Source organism: Agromyces humatus (genome assembly GCF_021228295.1).
In the GTDB taxonomy this organism is placed as follows: domain Bacteria; phylum Actinomycetota; class Actinomycetes; order Actinomycetales; family Microbacteriaceae; genus Agromyces; species Agromyces humatus.
Genome location: NZ_JAJQPD010000009.1, coordinates 119,310 through 135,078 on the forward strand (window position 1 = coordinate 119,310; position 15,769 = coordinate 135,078).

The window sequence follows — 15,769 nt, forward strand, 5'->3', positions numbered from 1 at the left end:
AAGGTGCCCGACGGTCAATGACCGTCGGGCACCTTTCGTGGTTGCGAAGAGGCCGACCAGCGCCGGCCCCCTCGCACGCATCAACGGAAGGTCGCCGCCAGTGCGTTGAGCCCCTGCACGACGTCGGAGTCGGCTGCGGCTCCCGACTTGCGGGCGGCGTTGTCGAGCTGCGTTGCGACTGCGCTGCCTGCGGCGGGGCCGTCGGCGAGCTTCTCGGCCTGGTCGATGTGCTTGCGCACCTCGCTCAGGGCCTTGCCGCTCAGGGTGCCGGCTCGCTCGGCCTGGTCGACGTACGACCGTGCCACGGCGAAGCTCGGGTCGTGCACGAGCATCGTCTGCAGCTGAGCGTTGAACTCGTCGAGTTCGATCTCACCGGCGGCGGCGATCTCGTTCACCGACATCCAGTCGCTCGGGAGCAGCCCCAGGGTGTGGAAGCCGCGCGCGATCTCGCTGCCGAGCACACTGCCGTTGTACCAGTAGGTCGACCAGTAGCCGCCCAGGTTGAGGGCACCGGCGTTCGGCTCATCGATCGGGCCGCGGTCGAGGAACGCGATCTCGGTCGGGTTCGCCGTGTCGGTGAAGTCGATCACCGACACACCGCCCTGGTACCACGCTTGCACCATGATGTCGCGACCCGGCACCGGAACGATCGAGCCGTTGTGCGCCACGCAGTTCTCCTGCGAGGTCTGCACCGCCGGGAGCTTGTAGTAGCTCGCGAACTCCAGCTTGCCGTCGACGATGTCGAAGAGCGCGTTCGCGCCCCACTCGGGCTGGTCGGTCTCGCGGCAGCGAGCCTGCGTGCCGCCGCCCCACTCGTCGGTGAAGATGACCTTGGTGCCGTCGTTGCTGAACGTCGCCGAGTGCCAGTACGAGAAGTTCGGGTCGGAAACCGCGTCGATCCGCACCGGGTTCACCGGGTCGGAGATGTCGACGAGGAGGCCGTTGCCCTGGCACGCACCCGCGAGGAGCCCGATTTCGGGGAACGCGGTGACGTCGTGGCACGTGTTGGTGTTGGGGGTCGGGGAATACACCGTGCCGCTCGGGTGGAGCGCCGTTCCGGGGAGGGTGTTCTGGAGCCCGTTGAAGGCGCCCGTCTCGGAGTCGGTGAAGATCCTCGGCTGGCTGACGACCGCCGCGGTCTCGGGCGCCGCGAGCGGCACCTGGATGACGTCGATGCGCCACTGCGTCGGGTCGCCCGTGGTCACCGGGTCGGTGGTCAGTGCGGCGTTCTCACAGCCCGCGAGCTCGAGCGGTGACCGGACTCCGGCAGTACCCGAGTTGTAGATGTAGACGTTCTCAGCGTCATCGGGGTCGGTCACCAGCGTGTGCGTGTGCGATCCGCGGCAGGTCTGCACGCCCGGCAGTTGAATCGGGTTGTCGATGTCGCTGATGTCGAAGATGCGCACACCGCGGAAGCGCTCGGCGTTCACGGCGCCCGGCGCACCCTGCGAACCGCAGTCGATGCGGCCACGGTTCTCTTCGACCGACATGAACAGCAGGTCGCCGAAGACGGACACGTCACCCTGACCGCCCGGACACACGAACGACGAGCGCAACTCGGGCTCTGCGGCATCGGATACGTCGTAGACCTGGAAGCCGTTGAAGTTGCCGACGATGGCGCTGTCACCGCTGAACGCGAGGTCGGAGTTGACGAACCCGAAGTTGCCGGGAGGCGCGTCGAACGGAGCGACGCGGGGTAGGTCCCCGAGCATCTCGATGTTGCTCGCCGCGACCCCGGGGTCGAAGTAGCCCGGGTCGAGGCCCTCGCGCGGGTCGTCTTGGGCGGAGGCCGCCGTGACGGTCATCAGGGAGGCGCCGAGCACGAGTGCTCCGGCTGCGGCGAGTGCGCGTCGGCGCCATCGCACGGGACGCTGGATGGATCTCATCGGTAGTGCCCTCTCTTCTCTCGCTTCTTCGGCGATCGATGCCCTCCGACGGGCGAACGGCACAACCTCGAGCCGCTCGCGGCCCCAGAAGGCCGACCAATTCCCCAAACGTATCCACAACCGGAGTACGCCGCAGCAAAAAATTTGAGATGGACTCGACAGTTGCGTGGCGGGCGACGACGTCACCGCGACAGGCACTCGACCGGCAGGTCGAACCAGCGCAGGTGCTCGAAGTCGTCGGAGAGGCCGGGAAGGCTGCCGTCGTCGGGAGCATCGTGCGCGGCCGCGGCCGCCCCCGCGGCGACGGCGAACCTCGCTTCGGCCTCGGTCAGGTAGCCTCGCAGCGCTGACTCGGGCGCGCGATCGTCGTGCTGAGGGTACGTGAGCCGGCCGTCGTCGTCGTACCCGACCTGGCTCAACCGCAGGGGAGGTTCGGCCGGCCCGCGGCGGTGCCGCCACAGGCCCGTCTCGGGTTCGAAGACGTAGTCGGGAAGCATGCGCCAGCCCTCACGGGCGACCAGCCGCACCGCCTCGACGAGGTAGTCGAACACGCCGGGCGAGATGAAGTAGTTGAAGTTGATGCGCACCCAGCCCGGCTTGATGCCCTCGCAGCCGCGCGCGATCTCGCGCTCGAACTCGTGCGAGCGGTCGAGATCGATACCGAGCAGCAGGTGGCCGTACGGCCCGGCACATGAGCAGCCCCCGCGAGACTGGATGCCGAACAGGTCGTTCAGCAGGGCCACCACGAAGTTGTGGTGCAGGTACCGGCCGCTCGGCGCCCGCACCACGAACGACACGATCGAGAGCCGCTCGGCGTCGAGGTTGCCGAGCACCTCGAGCGCGGGCTCGTCGTGCCAGGCCGAGATCGCGCGGCGCAGGAAGTCGTGCTCGAGCGCCCGGATCGTGTCGACGCCGACCGCGTCCTTCAGCCCGAACACGAGACCCGCACGGATCGCCTCGACGATCGCGGGCGTGCCGCCCTCCTCGCGTTGGGCCACGTCGTCGAGATAGCGGTGCTCGGTCGGGTTGACGTAGAGCACGGTGCCGCCACCGGGCACGTCGGGCACCCGGTTGTGCGCGAGCTCGCGACGCAGCACGAGCACCCCGGGCGTGCTCGGCCCGCCGATGAACTTGTGCGGGCTGAGGAAGATCGCGTCCTTGTACTCCCCCGACGCGAGCGCCGCCTCGGCGGGCCCGTGGTACATCTCGATGTCGACGTACGGCGCGGCCGCGGCGAAGTCCCAGAACGACAACGCGCCATGTTCGTGCAGCAGCGCCGAGATGCGCGGCGTGTCGCTCACGATTCCGGTGACGTTGCTCGCCGCCGAGAACGAGCCGATCTTGAGCGGTCGTTCGGCGTGGCGCATGAGCTCGGCCTCGAGGATGTCGCAGTCGATGTGCCCGTCGACGTCCTGCGGGATCACGACCACGTCGGCGATCGACTCGCGCCACGGCAGTTCGTTGGAGTGGTGCTCGAACGGCCCGATGAACACCACCGGTCGCTCGGCAGCTGGGATCCCGTCGCCGAGATGGTAGCGGTCGGCCAGCTCCGCCGGAACGCGGAGTCCCAGCATCCCGACCAGCTTGTCGATCGCACCCGTGCTGCCCGACCCGGTGAAGATGACGACGGTGTCGTCATCGCCGCCGACCGCGCGCCGGATGATCGCCCGCGCGTCCTCGCGCAACCGGGTCGTCTGCAGCCCGGTGCCGCTCGATTCGGTGTGCGTGTTCGCGTAGCGGGGCAGCACTTCGTCGCGGATGAAGTCCTCGATGAAGCTCAGGGCACGACCCGACGCCGTGTAGTCGGCGTACGTGACACGGCGCGGACCGTACGGCCCGGGCATGACCTGGTCGTCGCCGATCACCGACTCGCGGATGCGCCCCAGCAGCGGCGACCTGCGTATGACTTCGATGTCCACACGGCGGAGGGTACTCCTGGTCGACGCGTGCGGCCACCACGCCTGGGCGAGAGACTGCCCTCGGGGCTTGCGGCACCTCGGCACCTCGGCACCTGCGGCACCTCGGCACCGATTGCGAACGGATGACCCGGGCGCGAGCCCGGGTCATCCGATCGCTTTGCAGCAGGAATCAGGCGACGGCGAACACCTCGTCGCGCGCCGCGTCGAGCGTTGCCTCGTCATCCGCGTCGAGTGCATCCTCGTCATCCGCGTCGAGCGGGTGCGCGATCTCGTCGCGGGTCATCCGTGCCGCGATGATCGCGACCAGCCCGATGACGAGCGGCGCGATCCCGGCGATGAGGAACACGACCGGCAGCCCGAGCGACTCGCCCGCGGGGCCGGCGAACGCCATCGACACGGGCATGAACGCGAGCGAGACGAAGAAGTCGAGACTCGAGACGCGGCCGAGCATGTGCGGGGGAACACGGCGCTGCAGCAGGGTTCCCCAGATCACGACGCCGCCGTTGAACGCCGCGCCGACGGCGAAGGCCGCGATCGCCATGACCCAGATCTGGTCGGTCAGTCCGAAGACCGCGAGCGGGAGGCATCCGAACGCCCACAGCAGGTTCATGACGGTCAGGTAGCGGCGCGGCAGCTTGAGCGAGGCGACGACCATCGACCCGACGGCTCCGCCGATGCCGAACGCGGCGAGGATCAGCGCGTGCTCCTCGGGGCCGCCGCCGGCGGTGTCCTTGATGACGAACGGCACGAGCACCTCGAACGGCCCCATGATCAGCAGGATCAGCAGCGACGCGAAGGTCAGGGTGCCGAGCAGCCACGGCGTGCGCACCATGTAGACGAAGCCCTCGCGCACGTCGACGAGCAGGGCGATGGCCGGATGCCGCTGCTCAGCGGTCGCGGAGTCGTGGCCGCCCTGCTGGGCGCCGGCCTGCTCGGGGGCGACCTGCTCGGCGCGCACCGGCGTCTCGGGGAGCTTCAGGATGCAGACGGCCGCGACGACGCCGGTCAGGGCGGTCACGGCGAGCGCGGCGCCGGGCGACGAGATCGCGATGAGCGCACTTGCGAGGGCCGGGCCGCCGGCCTGCATGAGCACCGGCCGGGCCATGCCCTCGAAGCCGTTCGCGGCGAGCAGCTGGTCCTCGGGCACGACGCTGGGCAGCAGCGCCGAGTACGCCGGGTAGTAGAGCCCGGCCATCACGCCGCCGACGAGGGCGACGGCCACGAGCTGCCACACCGCCAAGCCGCCCGTCAGCGACGTCAGGGCGACGAAGCCCACGCTCGCTGCGCGGACGACCTCGACCACGAGCAGGATGCGCCGCTGCGGGATGCGGTCGGCCAGGGCGCCGCCGAGCAACGTCGTCAGCAGCATCCCGATCGCCGAAGCGCCGGCGACCAGTGAGAGCTCGGCCGCGCCGCCGCCGATCGCGACGATCTGCCAGACCAGCGCGACCATCCAGATGCCGGAGCCCACCAGCGACGATACGAGCGCCGCGGCAAGCCACCGGTAGGCCGGGTTGCGCAGCGGCCGAAGTGCCCGGGGTGTTGACATGATCCTGTCTCCTTCTTGGGAGCCGATGCTTCAGAAGCGGGGTGCCTCTACTCATGCGTCGAACCAGGAGGGGCGAGATCGACATGTCGGTTCGAATCGGTGCGGACGTCTTCTCGGGAGTGGTGTTGCCACCGGGGCGGCGACATCCGTGTGACGCCGAGGCTGGCGACATCCGTGTGCGCAAATGGCAGTTCCCCCTCATTCGATGAGGGGGAACTGCCATCCGGATTCTGCGAACGCGTCGAGAGCGCGGGAGCGGTGCGTCACCGCACGACGTCGAAGACCTGCTTCACGATCCCGTTCGAGTAGGCCTCGTGCTCGACGAGCGCCAGCTTGCCGGCCTCGCGACCGCTGAAGAGGCGCTTTCCCTCGCCGAGCACGACCGGGAAGGTCAGCAGGTGGTAGCGGTCGACCAGTCCGGCTTCGCCGAGCGCCTGGGCGAGGGTCGCGCTGCCGTGCACGATGATCGGGCCGCCCTCGCCTTGCTTGAGCTCCGCGACCTCGTCGATCGAGCGGAGCACCGAGGTGTTGTTCCACTCCGGGCCGGTCAGGGTGGTCGACACGACGTACTTCGGCATGGCGTTGTACTCGGCGAACTCCTCCTCCATGGTCGGCCAGACGGGGGCGAACTCGTCGTAGCTGACCCGGCCGATGAGCATGGCCTCGGCCTCGAGCTGCTCGCGACCCTTGATCTCGTAGGCCTCCTCGACGAAGTCGACCTCCTTGAAGGACCAGCCGGCCCGCGGGTGGTCACCGCCGCCGGGCGAGTCGACGACGCCGTCGAGCGTGATGAATTCGGTGACGATGAGGGTGCGCATGACGATCTCCTGTGTTCTCTGAGTCGGTGGGTCCGCCTCTCATTCTGGACGTCGAACGGGAGCGGCGTCAGATCGACATCGAGCGTGGAACACTGTTGGGGCAGAGGAGTGACATGACGACGAAGCGCAGTGCCGACCTCACATCGATGCTCGGCATCGACCATCCGATCGTGCTCGGCCCGTTCGGCGGGCTCTCGTCGGTCGAACTGACCGCTGCGGTGAGTGATCTCGGCGGGCTCGGCTCGTACGGGCTCTACGGTTACGACGCCGGCCGCATCGCAGAGACGGCGGCCGCGATCCGTGCGGCGACGAACCGGCCGTTCAACCTCAATGTCTGGCTGCCGCTGACGGATGACCCGACCGACGCCCCGCTCGCACCCGGCGGCTTCGAGGCGGCCGGCGACGCGTTGCGCCCGTTCTTCGACGAAGTGGGCATACCCGCACCGAACGAACCGCCGGCGCAGTACCTGCCCTCGTTCGAGGAGCAGTGGGCCGCCGTGCTCGAGGCGCGGCCGGCGGTGGCGAGCTTCGTGTTCGGCGTGCCACCGGCCGACGTGGTCGAGAGCGCGCGGGCACGGGGCATCCGGCTGGTGGGGGCCGCAACGTCGGTCGACGAGGCGGCGGCACTCGAGGCGAGCGGCGTGGATGCGATCGTCGCGACGGGGCTCGAGGCCGGCGGGCATCGGGTCTCGTTCCTGCGTCAGCCCGAGCACTCACTCGTGGGCTCGATCTCACTGATCCCGCAGGTCGTCGATGCGGTCTCGGTGCCGGTGATCGCCGCCGGCGGCATCGCCGATCGGCGCGGCGTCGCGGCCGCCCTGGCGCTCGGGGCTGCCGGGGTGCAGGTCGGCACGGCGTTCCTGCGCACGCGGCAGTCGGCGACGAACGACGCGCACCGTGCGGCGATCGCGGCGACGGCAGCGCACGAGACCGTGCTCACTCGCGCGATGAGCGGGCGGCTGGCGCGCGGCGCGGCCAACCGTGCCGTCACCGAGATCGAGGGCGGCGGCGTGATCGCGCCGTTCCCGGTGCAGAACTGGATGACCGGCAAGTTCCGCGCCGAGGCGATCCGCCGGGGGCGTGCCGACCTGCAGTCGCTGTGGATGGGGCAGTCGGCGCCGCTCGCGGTGCACGACGACGCGCACGAGGTGTTCGAGGAACTCGTCGCCGGGACCGTGGACTGAGCCGGATCGGACGCCCGGCTACGGCGAGTCGACCTCGGTCGACCGAACCCGCGCTGCAGCGAGCGATGCATCCTGCTCGGCGCATGCCTCTTCGGGACCCTCAGCCGCCACCGGCTCTCGCCGGCGACGAGTCACGAGGAACGACCCGGCGAGCACGAACACGAAGCCGACGATCGTCCACACGGTGACGCGCTCGCCGAGCACCACCACGCCCGCGATGATGGCGACGGCGGGATTGACGTACGTGATCGCGGTCGCCTTCACCGGCCCGATCTCAGAGACGAGCGCCACCATGAGCAGGAACGCCAGGGCGCTGCAGATCACGGCGAGCACGACGATCGACAGGATGACCGACGCCGACGGCATCACCGTCGGCCAGCCGCCCGTGAGCAGCACGAACGGCACGTAGACGACGGCGGTCGCGGCCAGCGACACGGCGACGACGCCGACGCCCGGCAGGTCGGACATCCACCGCGCCAGGATCGCCGGGCCCAGCGCGTAGCCGATGACGACGACCGCCATCTGTGCCACCGCGATCAGGTCGGAGCCCGCGATGTCGAGGCCGACGAGCGCCGCGACGCCGAGCATGCCGAGCGCGATGCCGAGCCAGTTCGCCCGCGAGAGCCGCTCGGGCCGGCCCATCGCGAACGCGATGCCCACGCCGGCGAGCGGCACCGTGGCGAGCAGCAGCCCCGCAGTCGAACTCGGCAGGCGCTGCTCTGCAGCGCTGAGGAAGTACCACGGGAGGATGATCTCGACGATCGTGTACGCGAGCATCGGCTTCCACCGACGCACGACCTGGGCCACCTCGCGCCGGAAGAACGCCAGGGGCAGCAGCAGGATCGCCGCGAGGCCGGATCGCGCCAACACCACCATCGCCGGCTCGAGCTCGCTCACCGCGATCTTGATGAACAGGTACGGGATGCCCCAGGCGATGCCGAGCGCCGCGAAGAGGATCAGCCCGCGTCGAGTCACCAGCTCATTCTGCTCGCCGCCACCGACAGCGGGTGACGTAGGGCTGCCGCGTGCCCGCGAAATCCCGCCAACCACGAGAAGGCGAGCGGGTGCCGCGACGCTCCCGCCGCGACATCCGATCGCCCGGTGACGAACCGTACTCAGCCTGCGGCGAGCAGTTCCAGCGTGTCGACCACGCGGTTCGAGAAGCCCCACTCGTTGTCATACCAGGCGACCACCTTGACGTGCTTGCCGCTCACGCGGGTCAGCGCGGCGTCGAAGATCGACGAGGCGGGGTTGCCGGTGATGTCCGACGAGACCAACGGGTCGTCCGAGTACTCGAGCACGCCGGCGAGCGGACCGTCGGCGGCGGCGCGGTAGGCCTCGAGCACCTGCTCGACCGTGACCTCGCGCGAGACGGTCGTGTTGAGTTCGACGATCGAGCCGACGGGCACGGGAACGCGAATCGAGTCACCCGACAGCTTGCCGTCGAGGCCGGGCAGCACGAGCCCGATCGCCTTCGCAGCTCCGGTGCTGGTCGGCACGATGTTCACGCCGGCGGCGCGGGCGCGGCGCGGGTCGCGGTGAGGGCCGTCCTGCAGGTTCTGCTCCTGCGTGTACGCGTGCACGGTCGTCATGAAGCCGTGCTCGATGCCGGCGAGGTCGTCGAGCACCTTCGCGAGCGGGGCGAGCGCGTTCGTCGTGCACGACGCGTTCGAGATGATCGTGTGCGTGGCGGGGTCGTAGGCGTCGGTGTTCACGCCGTACGCGAGGGTGACGTCGGCGCCGTCGGCGGGCGCGCTCACGAGCACCTTCCGGGCTCCGGCGTCGAGGTGGGCGCGGGCGGCCGACGCCGCAGTGAATCGACCGGTCGACTCGAGCACGATGTCGACCTCGAGCTCGGCCCACGGCAGGTTCGCGGGGTCGCGCTCGGCCAGCACCGTGATGCGACGTCCGTCGACCACGAGGGTGTCGCCGTCGACCTCGACGGGGCGGCCGAGCCGCCCGGCTGAACTGTCGAAGCGCAGCAACTGGGCGAGCGCCTTCGGGTCGGTGAGGTCGTTCACGGCGACGACCTCGAGGTCGGAGTCGCGTTCGAGGAGGGCGCGAAGCACATTGCGGCCGATGCGGCCGAATCCGTTGACGGCGATGCGAGTCATTGAGGGGGATTCCTTTCGTTCCGGACTACCCTCGCCTGCCGACGGATCTCGCAACAGTGGCCGTGACGACAGTGTGCGCAAGGATCACGCCACGTCGTGACATCCGCTCGCGCTCGGCGCCCGTCATGCGCCCGCCGGCCGTACGAAGGTGTGCCGGGTACTCGCTCGGCGACGTGCCGAGGATGCGGTGGAAGTGCAGCCGCAGGTTCGCGCCCGTGCCGAGCCCGACGCGGGCCGCGATCTGCTCGACGCCGAGGTCGCTGCGCTCGAGCAGTTCGCGCGCGACATCGACCCGGGCGCGCAGCACCCACTGCATGGGCGTATAGCCGGTGTCGTCGACGAATCGGCGCGAGAACGTGCGCGGCGAGACGTTGGCATGGCCCGCCAGGTCGCCGAGCGTGAGCGGATCCTCGAGCCGGGTGAGCACCCACTCGCGCGTCGTGGCGAACACCTCGCCGAGCGGCTCGGGCACGCTGCGCGGCACGTACTGCGCCTGCCCGCCGCTGCGGTACGGCGCCGCCACGAGCCGGCGCGCGACGTGGTTCGACAGGCCGACGCCGTGGTCGCGGCGCACGAGATGCAGGCAGAGGTCGATGCCCGATGCCGCCCCCGCCGACGTGAGCACGGCCCCCTCGTCGACGAACAGCACGTTCTCGTCGACGCGAACGAGCGGATGCCTCGCGGCGAGCGCTCTCGTGTAGTGCCAGTGCGTCGTGGCTCGGCAGCCGTCGAGCAGTCCCGTCGCAGCGAGCGCGAACGCCCCGGTGGAGATCGCCGCGAGGCGTGCCCCGCGCTCGTGCGCCGCGCGAAGCGCCTCGATCACGGGCGCCGGAGGGTCCTCGCGATCGGGGTGCCGGTAGCCCGGGATGAACACGGTCTCGGCCCACTCGAGCGCTTCGAGTCCGTGGGCCACGTGGTACGCGAGACCGTCACCGCCCGTGACGGGCCCGGGCGACGCGCCGCATGCGCGCACCACGTAGGGCATGCTCTTCCGGGTGCTGAACACCTGCGCCGGGATGCCGACGTCGAGGGGCTTCGCCCCCTCGAGCACGAGCACCGCGACGCGGTGGTTGCTGCGAGCCATGCGACCTCCCGAGACCTGGCGCGATCATCATGCTGCGCAAGGATACCGCCAGGGTACGTCTCGACGGCGCGAGGTGCACGCTCACTACCGACCCGCGCAACCGGACAGACCTGCCCGGGCGAGGGGATCTGCGACATGAGGTCGCTCATCGCGGACGGCGCCGGGAATCACCCGTTCGGGGGCCGCGCGATCATTGCAGCCTCGGCTAGCGTCAGAATCGCGGGACACCGGACACGGACCCTGTCGGCGCAGTCTGGGTTCAGGGCCGCAGAGACGACCGAGGTGCGGGTGCCGGTTGGGGGGAGGCATCCGCACCCCGGTCGCCGCACGCCCGCGCCGTTCCGCGCAGCCCGCAGCCCACAATCAGCCGCCGCGCCTACGCTGAGCCCTATGAAGCCGCGTCGCGCCTCCGAGCCCATCTACAGCACGGCGATCGTCGCCGGGCGGGCGCTGTTCGGCGGCCTGAGACTCAAGCGCTCGGTGACCGGCGCCGACAACATTCCCGCGACCGGCGGGGCCGTGCTCGCAATGACCCACTTCGGGTATCTCGAGTTCGCCCTCGTCGAGTGGGTCACGTGGCTCACGACTCGTCGGCGCGTGCGGTTCCTCGCGAAGCAGTCGGTGTTCGACAAGCCCGTGGTCGGCTGGCTCATGCGCGGCATGCGGCACATCGCCGTCGACATGAAGGCCGGCGCCGCAGCGTACGCCGCCGCCGTGCAGGCGCTGCGCGACGGCGAGATCATCGGCGTGTTCCCCGAGGCAGGGGTGAGCGCGTCGTTCAGGGTGCGCGACCTGAAGACCGGCGCGGTGCGCCTGGCAGCCGAAGCGAGCGTCCCCGTCATTCCGGTCGCCGTCTGGGGCGGGCAGAGGCTGATGACCAAGCGGCACCGCGTGCGCTTCGGCGAGCGCTTCGGGGTGCCGGTGTCGTTCGCCTTCGGCACGCCGCTGCACCCCGAACCGACCGCCGACGTGCACGCCGCAACCAACGAACTGCGTCAACGGATGCAGCAACTCGTCGACGGGCTCCAACGCGACTATCCCGTCGACGGCACGGGCCAGTGGTGGCAGCCGCGCCATCTCGGTGGCACGGCGCCGACCCCGGCCGAGGCCGCGGCGGCCGATGCCGCGCGCGAGGCCGCGCGCGAGGCCAAGCGCGAGGCATCCGCGAACTGAATTCAGCCGGTCGCCGCTTCGACCGACCGGATGCGCTCGCGGCGCCCCGGCACGCCGTTCGTGACGCGCACCCACGCGCCGTCGCGCCGCACGTCGTAGGCGCGGAACGCGCACGCGATGCCCGTCGCCGTCAGGAGGTCGGGCGAGTCCATGAGCTGGAAGTGCAGGTGCGGCGCCGTCGAGTTGCCCGTGTGCCCCACCTTGCCGAGGAGTTCACCGGTCGACACCCGCTGGCCCTCGGTGACCGCGACCGTTCCCGGCGCGAGGTGGGCGAACCCCGCGTAGACATCGGGCGAGTCGAGCGAGCGCAACAGCACGTGGTTGCCCATGATCGACGGCAGCTTCTCGGGCGTGAAGGTGACGGCGTTCGTGACCGCGTGCGCCAACTCGCGGGCCGGATGGATCCACTCGCGCTCGGTCATCCCATCGGAGGCCTTCACGACCTCGGCGTCGAACGGCGCGTGAATCGGTGCGCCCCACGCGTACGACTCCTTCGTGCGACCGCCGAAGAGCTCGCCGCGCAGCGTGCCGGCCGGGTGGTGGTGAACGCCGTTGCGGGAGTCGACGATGAGCAGGTCGTAGGCGTAGCGCTGGCCGAGCATGTCGGTGCCGTGGCTGGGCACGCGGTGCGCGGGCGTCGTGACGGCCATCCAGCCGTCGCCGCGCAGCGGGAACTCGACGACGACCGGATTCTCGAGTGTGTGCTCCATCGACGCGATGCTAGCGGCGAGGGTTCGGCAGACGCATCCGACCACGGTATGAGACACGACGAGCGGATTCCGCGGCCCTTCGCCGCGGCATCCGATCGAGTCATGGCACTCCGAGCAATCGAGGATCACCGGTGGGGCGAATCGCGATCCGCCGACAGGGTGCGCCGCCGGATCGGCCTCGGGTTCGGCAGCTCGTGGCCGCCTCACTCGTATGTGTACAGTCATTGATAACAATGTCCTGCAATCGGGGCAACAAGCGACGCTTTGACTAGTCAGATTGTAAGATTCTTGCGAGAGTTTCACGCGAACGGAGGTTCATATTGAGCAAGCTCGATGCCACCGACCGGCGCATCCTCATCGAACTCGACGACGACCCGCGCCTGCCGACGGTGGTCATCGCACAGCGACTCGGGCTCGCGCGGGCGACCGTGCAGAGCCGGCTCGACAAGCTCGCGGCATCCGGACTGCTGCGCGCGAACAGCAGCCGCGTGCGACCCGACTCGCTGGGCCGGGGCATCGCCGCCTCGGTGCGCGCCGAACTCGACCAGCACCTCATCCACGACGCGATCGAGGCGCTCAAGCTCATCCCCGAGGTGCTCGAGTGCTTCGCGCCGGCCGGCGACGACGACCTGCTGCTGCGCGTCGTCGCCCGCACGCCCGACGACCTCTACCGGGTGAGCGAAGAGATCCGGCTCTGCCCCGGCATCGTGCGCACCTCGACGAGCCTGTTCCTGCGCGAGGTCATTCCCTACCGCATGTCGGCACTGCTCGCCGCGCCCGACTGAGCGCCGGCCCGCCCGCGGCTATCGCGCCACGATGTCGCCGGCCTCGCGGGCGACCCATTCGACGAGCGGGAGCATGCGTTCCATCAACTCGTGCCCGCGCTCGGTGAGCGAGTACTCGACGCGTGGCGGCACCTCGGGATAGGACGTGCGGGCCACCAGGCCGTCGGCCTCGAGCGTGCGCAGCGTCGAGGCGAGCATCTTCTCACTGATGCCCTCGACCTCGCGGCGCAGCTCGCCCCAGCGATGCGTGCCGTCGGTGAGCGCGAGCAGCACGAGCACGCCCCACTTGCTCATGATGTGGTCGAGCACGACGCGCGTGGGGCATCCCTCGGTGAATACTTCGCCGGATCGCTCTCGTATCTGCGCAAGACTTACCACCATGTGGGTACCTTACTTCAAAGTGGGTACGTCCGCGAGGGAAGGTTGCTTCGCTCCCGCCGGTTCTCCCCGGTGAACCCACTGAAAGGATCGCATCCCATGACCATCCTCGTCACCGCCACGAGCGGCCGGCTCGGCTCACTCGTCGTCGACGCCCTGCTCGAGCGCGGCGCCCCGCCCGCAGACCTCGTCGCCACCGCCCGCGACACCGCCAAGATCGAGCAGCTCGCGGCACGCGGCATCCGCACCGTCGAACTCGACTACGACCGCCCCGAGACCATCGCGGCCGCGCTCGACGGCGTCGACGCCGTGCTGCTCATCTCAGGATCCGAGCCGGGCAGCCGTGCCGCCGGCCACCGGAACGTGATCGACGCGGCCAAGGCCGCCGGCGTCGCGAAGCTCGTCTACACGAGCGTTTCGAAGGCGACCACCGCCGACCTCGCGCTGGCGCCCGATCACAAGGCCACCGAAGAGGCCATCGCCGCGTCGGGCGTGCCCGCGGTGATCCTGCGCAACAACTGGTACATCGAGAACTACGCAGCGGATGTCTCGCGCGCCGCGTCGACCGGAATCATCGCCGCCTCCGTGGGCGACGGACGTGTGGCCGGCGCCGGCCGGGCCGACTTCGCCGCGGCCGCCGCGGCCGTGCTGCTCGACGACGGGCACCTGGGGCAGGTCTACGAGCTCGACGGCGACGCGGCGTTCGGCTACGACGAGCTCGCCGCTGCGGCATCCGTGGTTCTGGGCCGGGAGGTCGCCTACCAGCGCCTCACCACCGACGAGCACATGGCCGCACTCGAGGGCGCGGGCCTCGACGCGGGCATCGCCGGGTTCGTGGCCGCACTCGACGACGGGATCCGCCGCGGCGTGCTCGGCGACACCGACGGCACCCTGTCGCGCCTGATCGGTCGCCCGACGACGTCGCTCGTCGACGGGCTGCGTGCCGTCGTCGAGGTCGAGGAGCAACCGGCGGCCTGAGCGACGGGGGCCACACGCGGGGCCGCTGCGGGCGTCCAGGCCGCTGCGGCGCCCGGCGCCGCCCTGCCCGGCCCCGGGCTGCGACATCGGAGTAGAGTCCGGTCCCGGGAGGCTTCGTGAGTCGAGAACTCGTACTGGTCACCGGGGGCACGGGATTCATCGCCGCGCACTGCATCGTGCAGCTGCTCGAGGCCGGGCACCGCGTGCGCACGTCGGTGCGCTCGCTCGCCCGCGCCGACGAGGTGCGCGAGATGGTGCGCACGGGCGGCGCCGAGCCGTCGGGCATCGAGTTCGTCACGGCCGACCTGCTGCGCGACGACGGATGGCCCGCCGCCGTCGACGGCGCCGCGTTCGTGCTGCACGTGGCCTCGCCGTTCCCCATGCGCCAGCCGAAGGATCACGACGACCTGGTCGTGCCGGCCCGCGACGGAGTCCTGCGGGTGCTTCGCGCCGCACGCGACGCGGGCGTCGAGCGGGTCGTGCAGACCTCGTCGTTCGCGGCGATCGGGTACGGCGCCGATCCGGGACGTCCGTTCACCGAGGACGACTGGACCGACCTGTCGAACCCGCACCTCACGGCCTACGTGAAGTCGAAGACGATCGCCGAGCGCGCCGCCTGGGACTTCGTCGAGCGCGACGGCCGCGGCCTCGAACTCGCCGTGGTCAATCCGGTCCCCGTCTTCGGTCCCGCGCTCGGATCGTCGCTCTCGACCTCGGTCGAGTTGCTGCGCTCCCTGCTCAACGGACGGGCGCCGGTGGTGCCGCCGGGCACCACCACCGGCGTCGACGTGCGCGATGTCGCCGAGCTGCACGTGCGCGCGATGACGCATCCGGATGCCGCGGGCCAGCGGTTCCTCGCGGTCGCGGGCGACCCCATCACGTTCCACGAGCTCGCGACCCTGCTGCACGAGCGCCTCGGCGCCGATGCGAGGCGCGTGCCAACCCGGGTGCTCCCTCGCTGGCTCCTGCGCGCGGGTGCGCTCGTGAACTCCGACCTGCGTGCGGTCGTGCCGCAGATCGACCGGCGTCAGGGCGCATCGCACGCGAAGGCGAGGCGCCTGCTGCACTGGGATCCGATCCCCACCGAAGACGCCATCATCGCGTCGGCCGAGAGCCTCATCGCGCGCGGGCTCGTCAGGCCCTGAGCGCCCGCGCCCGCCGTGCACACGCCGGGCCGTGCGTGCACGCGCG

At 70.4% G+C, this 15,769-nt stretch carries 14 protein-coding genes; 5 read left to right on the plus strand and 9 right to left on the minus strand.

The features are described from left to right. Window positions 1–80 precede the first annotated feature (80 nt). The 4 genes from LSF15_RS15370 to LSF15_RS15385 form a co-directional block, all read right to left on the minus strand. Window positions 81–1,886, minus strand: a complete 1,806-nt coding sequence (locus tag LSF15_RS15370) for an LVIVD repeat-containing protein (RefSeq protein ID WP_232499435.1) — start codon at window positions 1,884–1,886, stop codon at window positions 81–83. A 182-nt stretch (window positions 1,887–2,068) separates the two neighbouring features. After that, window positions 2,069–3,805, minus strand: a complete 1,737-nt coding sequence (locus LSF15_RS15375) for an aminotransferase class V-fold PLP-dependent enzyme (protein WP_232499436.1) — start codon at window positions 3,803–3,805, stop codon at window positions 2,069–2,071. Between the two features lie 169 nt (window positions 3,806–3,974). After that, a complete protein-coding gene (locus tag LSF15_RS15380) occupies window positions 3,975–5,354 on the minus strand; it encodes an MFS transporter (protein ID WP_232499437.1) in 1,380 nt (459 codons plus the stop codon). Between the two features lie 263 nt (window positions 5,355–5,617). Further along, window positions 5,618–6,172, minus strand: a complete 555-nt coding sequence (locus tag LSF15_RS15385; protein ID WP_232499438.1) for a dihydrofolate reductase family protein — start codon at window positions 6,170–6,172, stop codon at window positions 5,618–5,620. A 113-nt stretch (window positions 6,173–6,285) separates the two neighbouring features. On the opposite strand from LSF15_RS15385, the gene LSF15_RS15390 reads away from it, so the two are divergent. Next, a complete protein-coding gene (locus LSF15_RS15390; protein WP_232499439.1) occupies window positions 6,286–7,356 on the plus strand; it encodes an NAD(P)H-dependent flavin oxidoreductase in 1,071 nt (356 codons plus the stop codon). A gap of 18 nt (window positions 7,357–7,374) precedes the next feature. On the opposite strand, the gene LSF15_RS15395 is transcribed toward LSF15_RS15390, so the two are convergent. The 3 genes from LSF15_RS15395 to LSF15_RS15405 all read right to left on the minus strand — a co-directional run bounded on the left by LSF15_RS15395 (window position 7,375) and on the right by LSF15_RS15405 (window position 10,554). Next, complete coding sequence (locus tag LSF15_RS15395; RefSeq protein WP_232499440.1) at window positions 7,375–8,331, minus strand: DMT family transporter; 957 nt, start codon at window positions 8,329–8,331, stop codon at window positions 7,375–7,377. A 140-nt stretch (window positions 8,332–8,471) separates the two neighbouring features. Beyond that, entirely contained in the window at window positions 8,472–9,470 is a 999-nt protein-coding gene (gene gap, locus LSF15_RS15400; protein ID WP_232499441.1) for a type I glyceraldehyde-3-phosphate dehydrogenase, read from the minus strand. A 25-nt stretch (window positions 9,471–9,495) separates the two neighbouring features. After that, on the minus strand, window positions 9,496–10,554 hold the full coding sequence (locus tag LSF15_RS15405; protein WP_232499442.1) for a GlxA family transcriptional regulator: 1,059 nt from the start codon (window positions 10,552–10,554) through the stop codon (window positions 9,496–9,498). Between the two features lie 390 nt (window positions 10,555–10,944). Here LSF15_RS15405 and LSF15_RS15410 point away from each other — a divergent pair, with 390 nt between their 5' ends. Continuing rightward, window positions 10,945–11,727, plus strand: coding sequence for a lysophospholipid acyltransferase family protein (locus LSF15_RS15410; RefSeq protein ID WP_232499443.1), 783 nt, complete (start codon window positions 10,945–10,947; stop codon window positions 11,725–11,727). Between the two features lie 2 nt (window positions 11,728–11,729). On the opposite strand, the gene LSF15_RS15415 is transcribed toward LSF15_RS15410, so the two are convergent. Next, complete coding sequence (locus tag LSF15_RS15415) at window positions 11,730–12,437, minus strand: M23 family metallopeptidase (protein WP_232499444.1); 708 nt, start codon at window positions 12,435–12,437, stop codon at window positions 11,730–11,732. 320 nt (window positions 12,438–12,757) lie between these two features. Between LSF15_RS15415 and LSF15_RS15420 the strand changes: the two genes are divergently transcribed. Then, entirely contained in the window at window positions 12,758–13,222 is a 465-nt protein-coding gene (locus LSF15_RS15420; RefSeq protein ID WP_232499445.1) for an Lrp/AsnC family transcriptional regulator, read from the plus strand. Between the two features lie 18 nt (window positions 13,223–13,240). Here LSF15_RS15420 and LSF15_RS15425 read toward each other — a convergent pair whose 3' ends face one another. Continuing rightward, the gene (locus LSF15_RS15425; RefSeq protein ID WP_232499446.1) at window positions 13,241–13,603 is read right to left on the minus strand and encodes a winged helix-turn-helix transcriptional regulator; all 363 of its coding nucleotides are present in this window, start codon (window positions 13,601–13,603) and stop codon (window positions 13,241–13,243) included. A 96-nt stretch (window positions 13,604–13,699) separates the two neighbouring features. Here LSF15_RS15425 and LSF15_RS15430 point away from each other — a divergent pair, with 96 nt between their 5' ends. After that, window positions 13,700–14,578 carry an SDR family oxidoreductase gene (locus LSF15_RS15430; RefSeq protein WP_232499447.1) on the plus strand — a complete coding sequence of 293 codons (879 nt, stop codon included), beginning with the start codon at window positions 13,700–13,702 and terminating at the stop codon, window positions 14,576–14,578. Window positions 14,579–14,694: 116 nt separating this feature from the next. After that, entirely contained in the window at window positions 14,695–15,723 is a 1,029-nt protein-coding gene (locus tag LSF15_RS15435; protein WP_232499448.1) for an SDR family oxidoreductase, read from the plus strand. Window positions 15,724–15,769 lie beyond the last annotated feature (46 nt).

What these genes read in the sequence shown, in the direction of transcription:
- LSF15_RS15370 (WP_232499435.1), bottom strand. Translation starts at nt 1,886, where the DNA reads ATGAGATCCATCCAGCGTCCCGTGCGATGGCGCCGACGCGCACTCGCC.
- LSF15_RS15380 (WP_232499437.1), bottom strand. Translation starts at nt 5,354, where the DNA reads ATGTCAACACCCCGGGCACTTCGGCCGCTGCGCAACCCGGCCTACCGG.
- LSF15_RS15385 (WP_232499438.1), bottom strand. Translation starts at nt 6,172, where the DNA reads ATGCGCACCCTCATCGTCACCGAATTCATCACGCTCGACGGCGTCGTC.
- LSF15_RS15390 (WP_232499439.1), top strand. Translation starts at nt 6,286, where the DNA reads ATGACGACGAAGCGCAGTGCCGACCTCACATCGATGCTCGGCATCGAC.
- gap (WP_232499441.1), bottom strand. Translation starts at nt 9,470, where the DNA reads ATGACTCGCATCGCCGTCAACGGATTCGGCCGCATCGGCCGCAATGTG.
- LSF15_RS15405 (WP_232499442.1), bottom strand. Translation starts at nt 10,554, where the DNA reads ATGGCTCGCAGCAACCACCGCGTCGCGGTGCTCGTGCTCGAGGGGGCG.
- LSF15_RS15410 (WP_232499443.1), top strand. Translation starts at nt 10,945, where the DNA reads ATGAAGCCGCGTCGCGCCTCCGAGCCCATCTACAGCACGGCGATCGTC.
- LSF15_RS15415 (WP_232499444.1), bottom strand. Translation starts at nt 12,437, where the DNA reads ATGGAGCACACACTCGAGAATCCGGTCGTCGTCGAGTTCCCGCTGCGC.
- LSF15_RS15425 (WP_232499446.1), bottom strand. Translation starts at nt 13,603, where the DNA reads ATGGTGGTAAGTCTTGCGCAGATACGAGAGCGATCCGGCGAAGTATTC.
- LSF15_RS15430 (WP_232499447.1), top strand. Translation starts at nt 13,700, where the DNA reads ATGACCATCCTCGTCACCGCCACGAGCGGCCGGCTCGGCTCACTCGTC.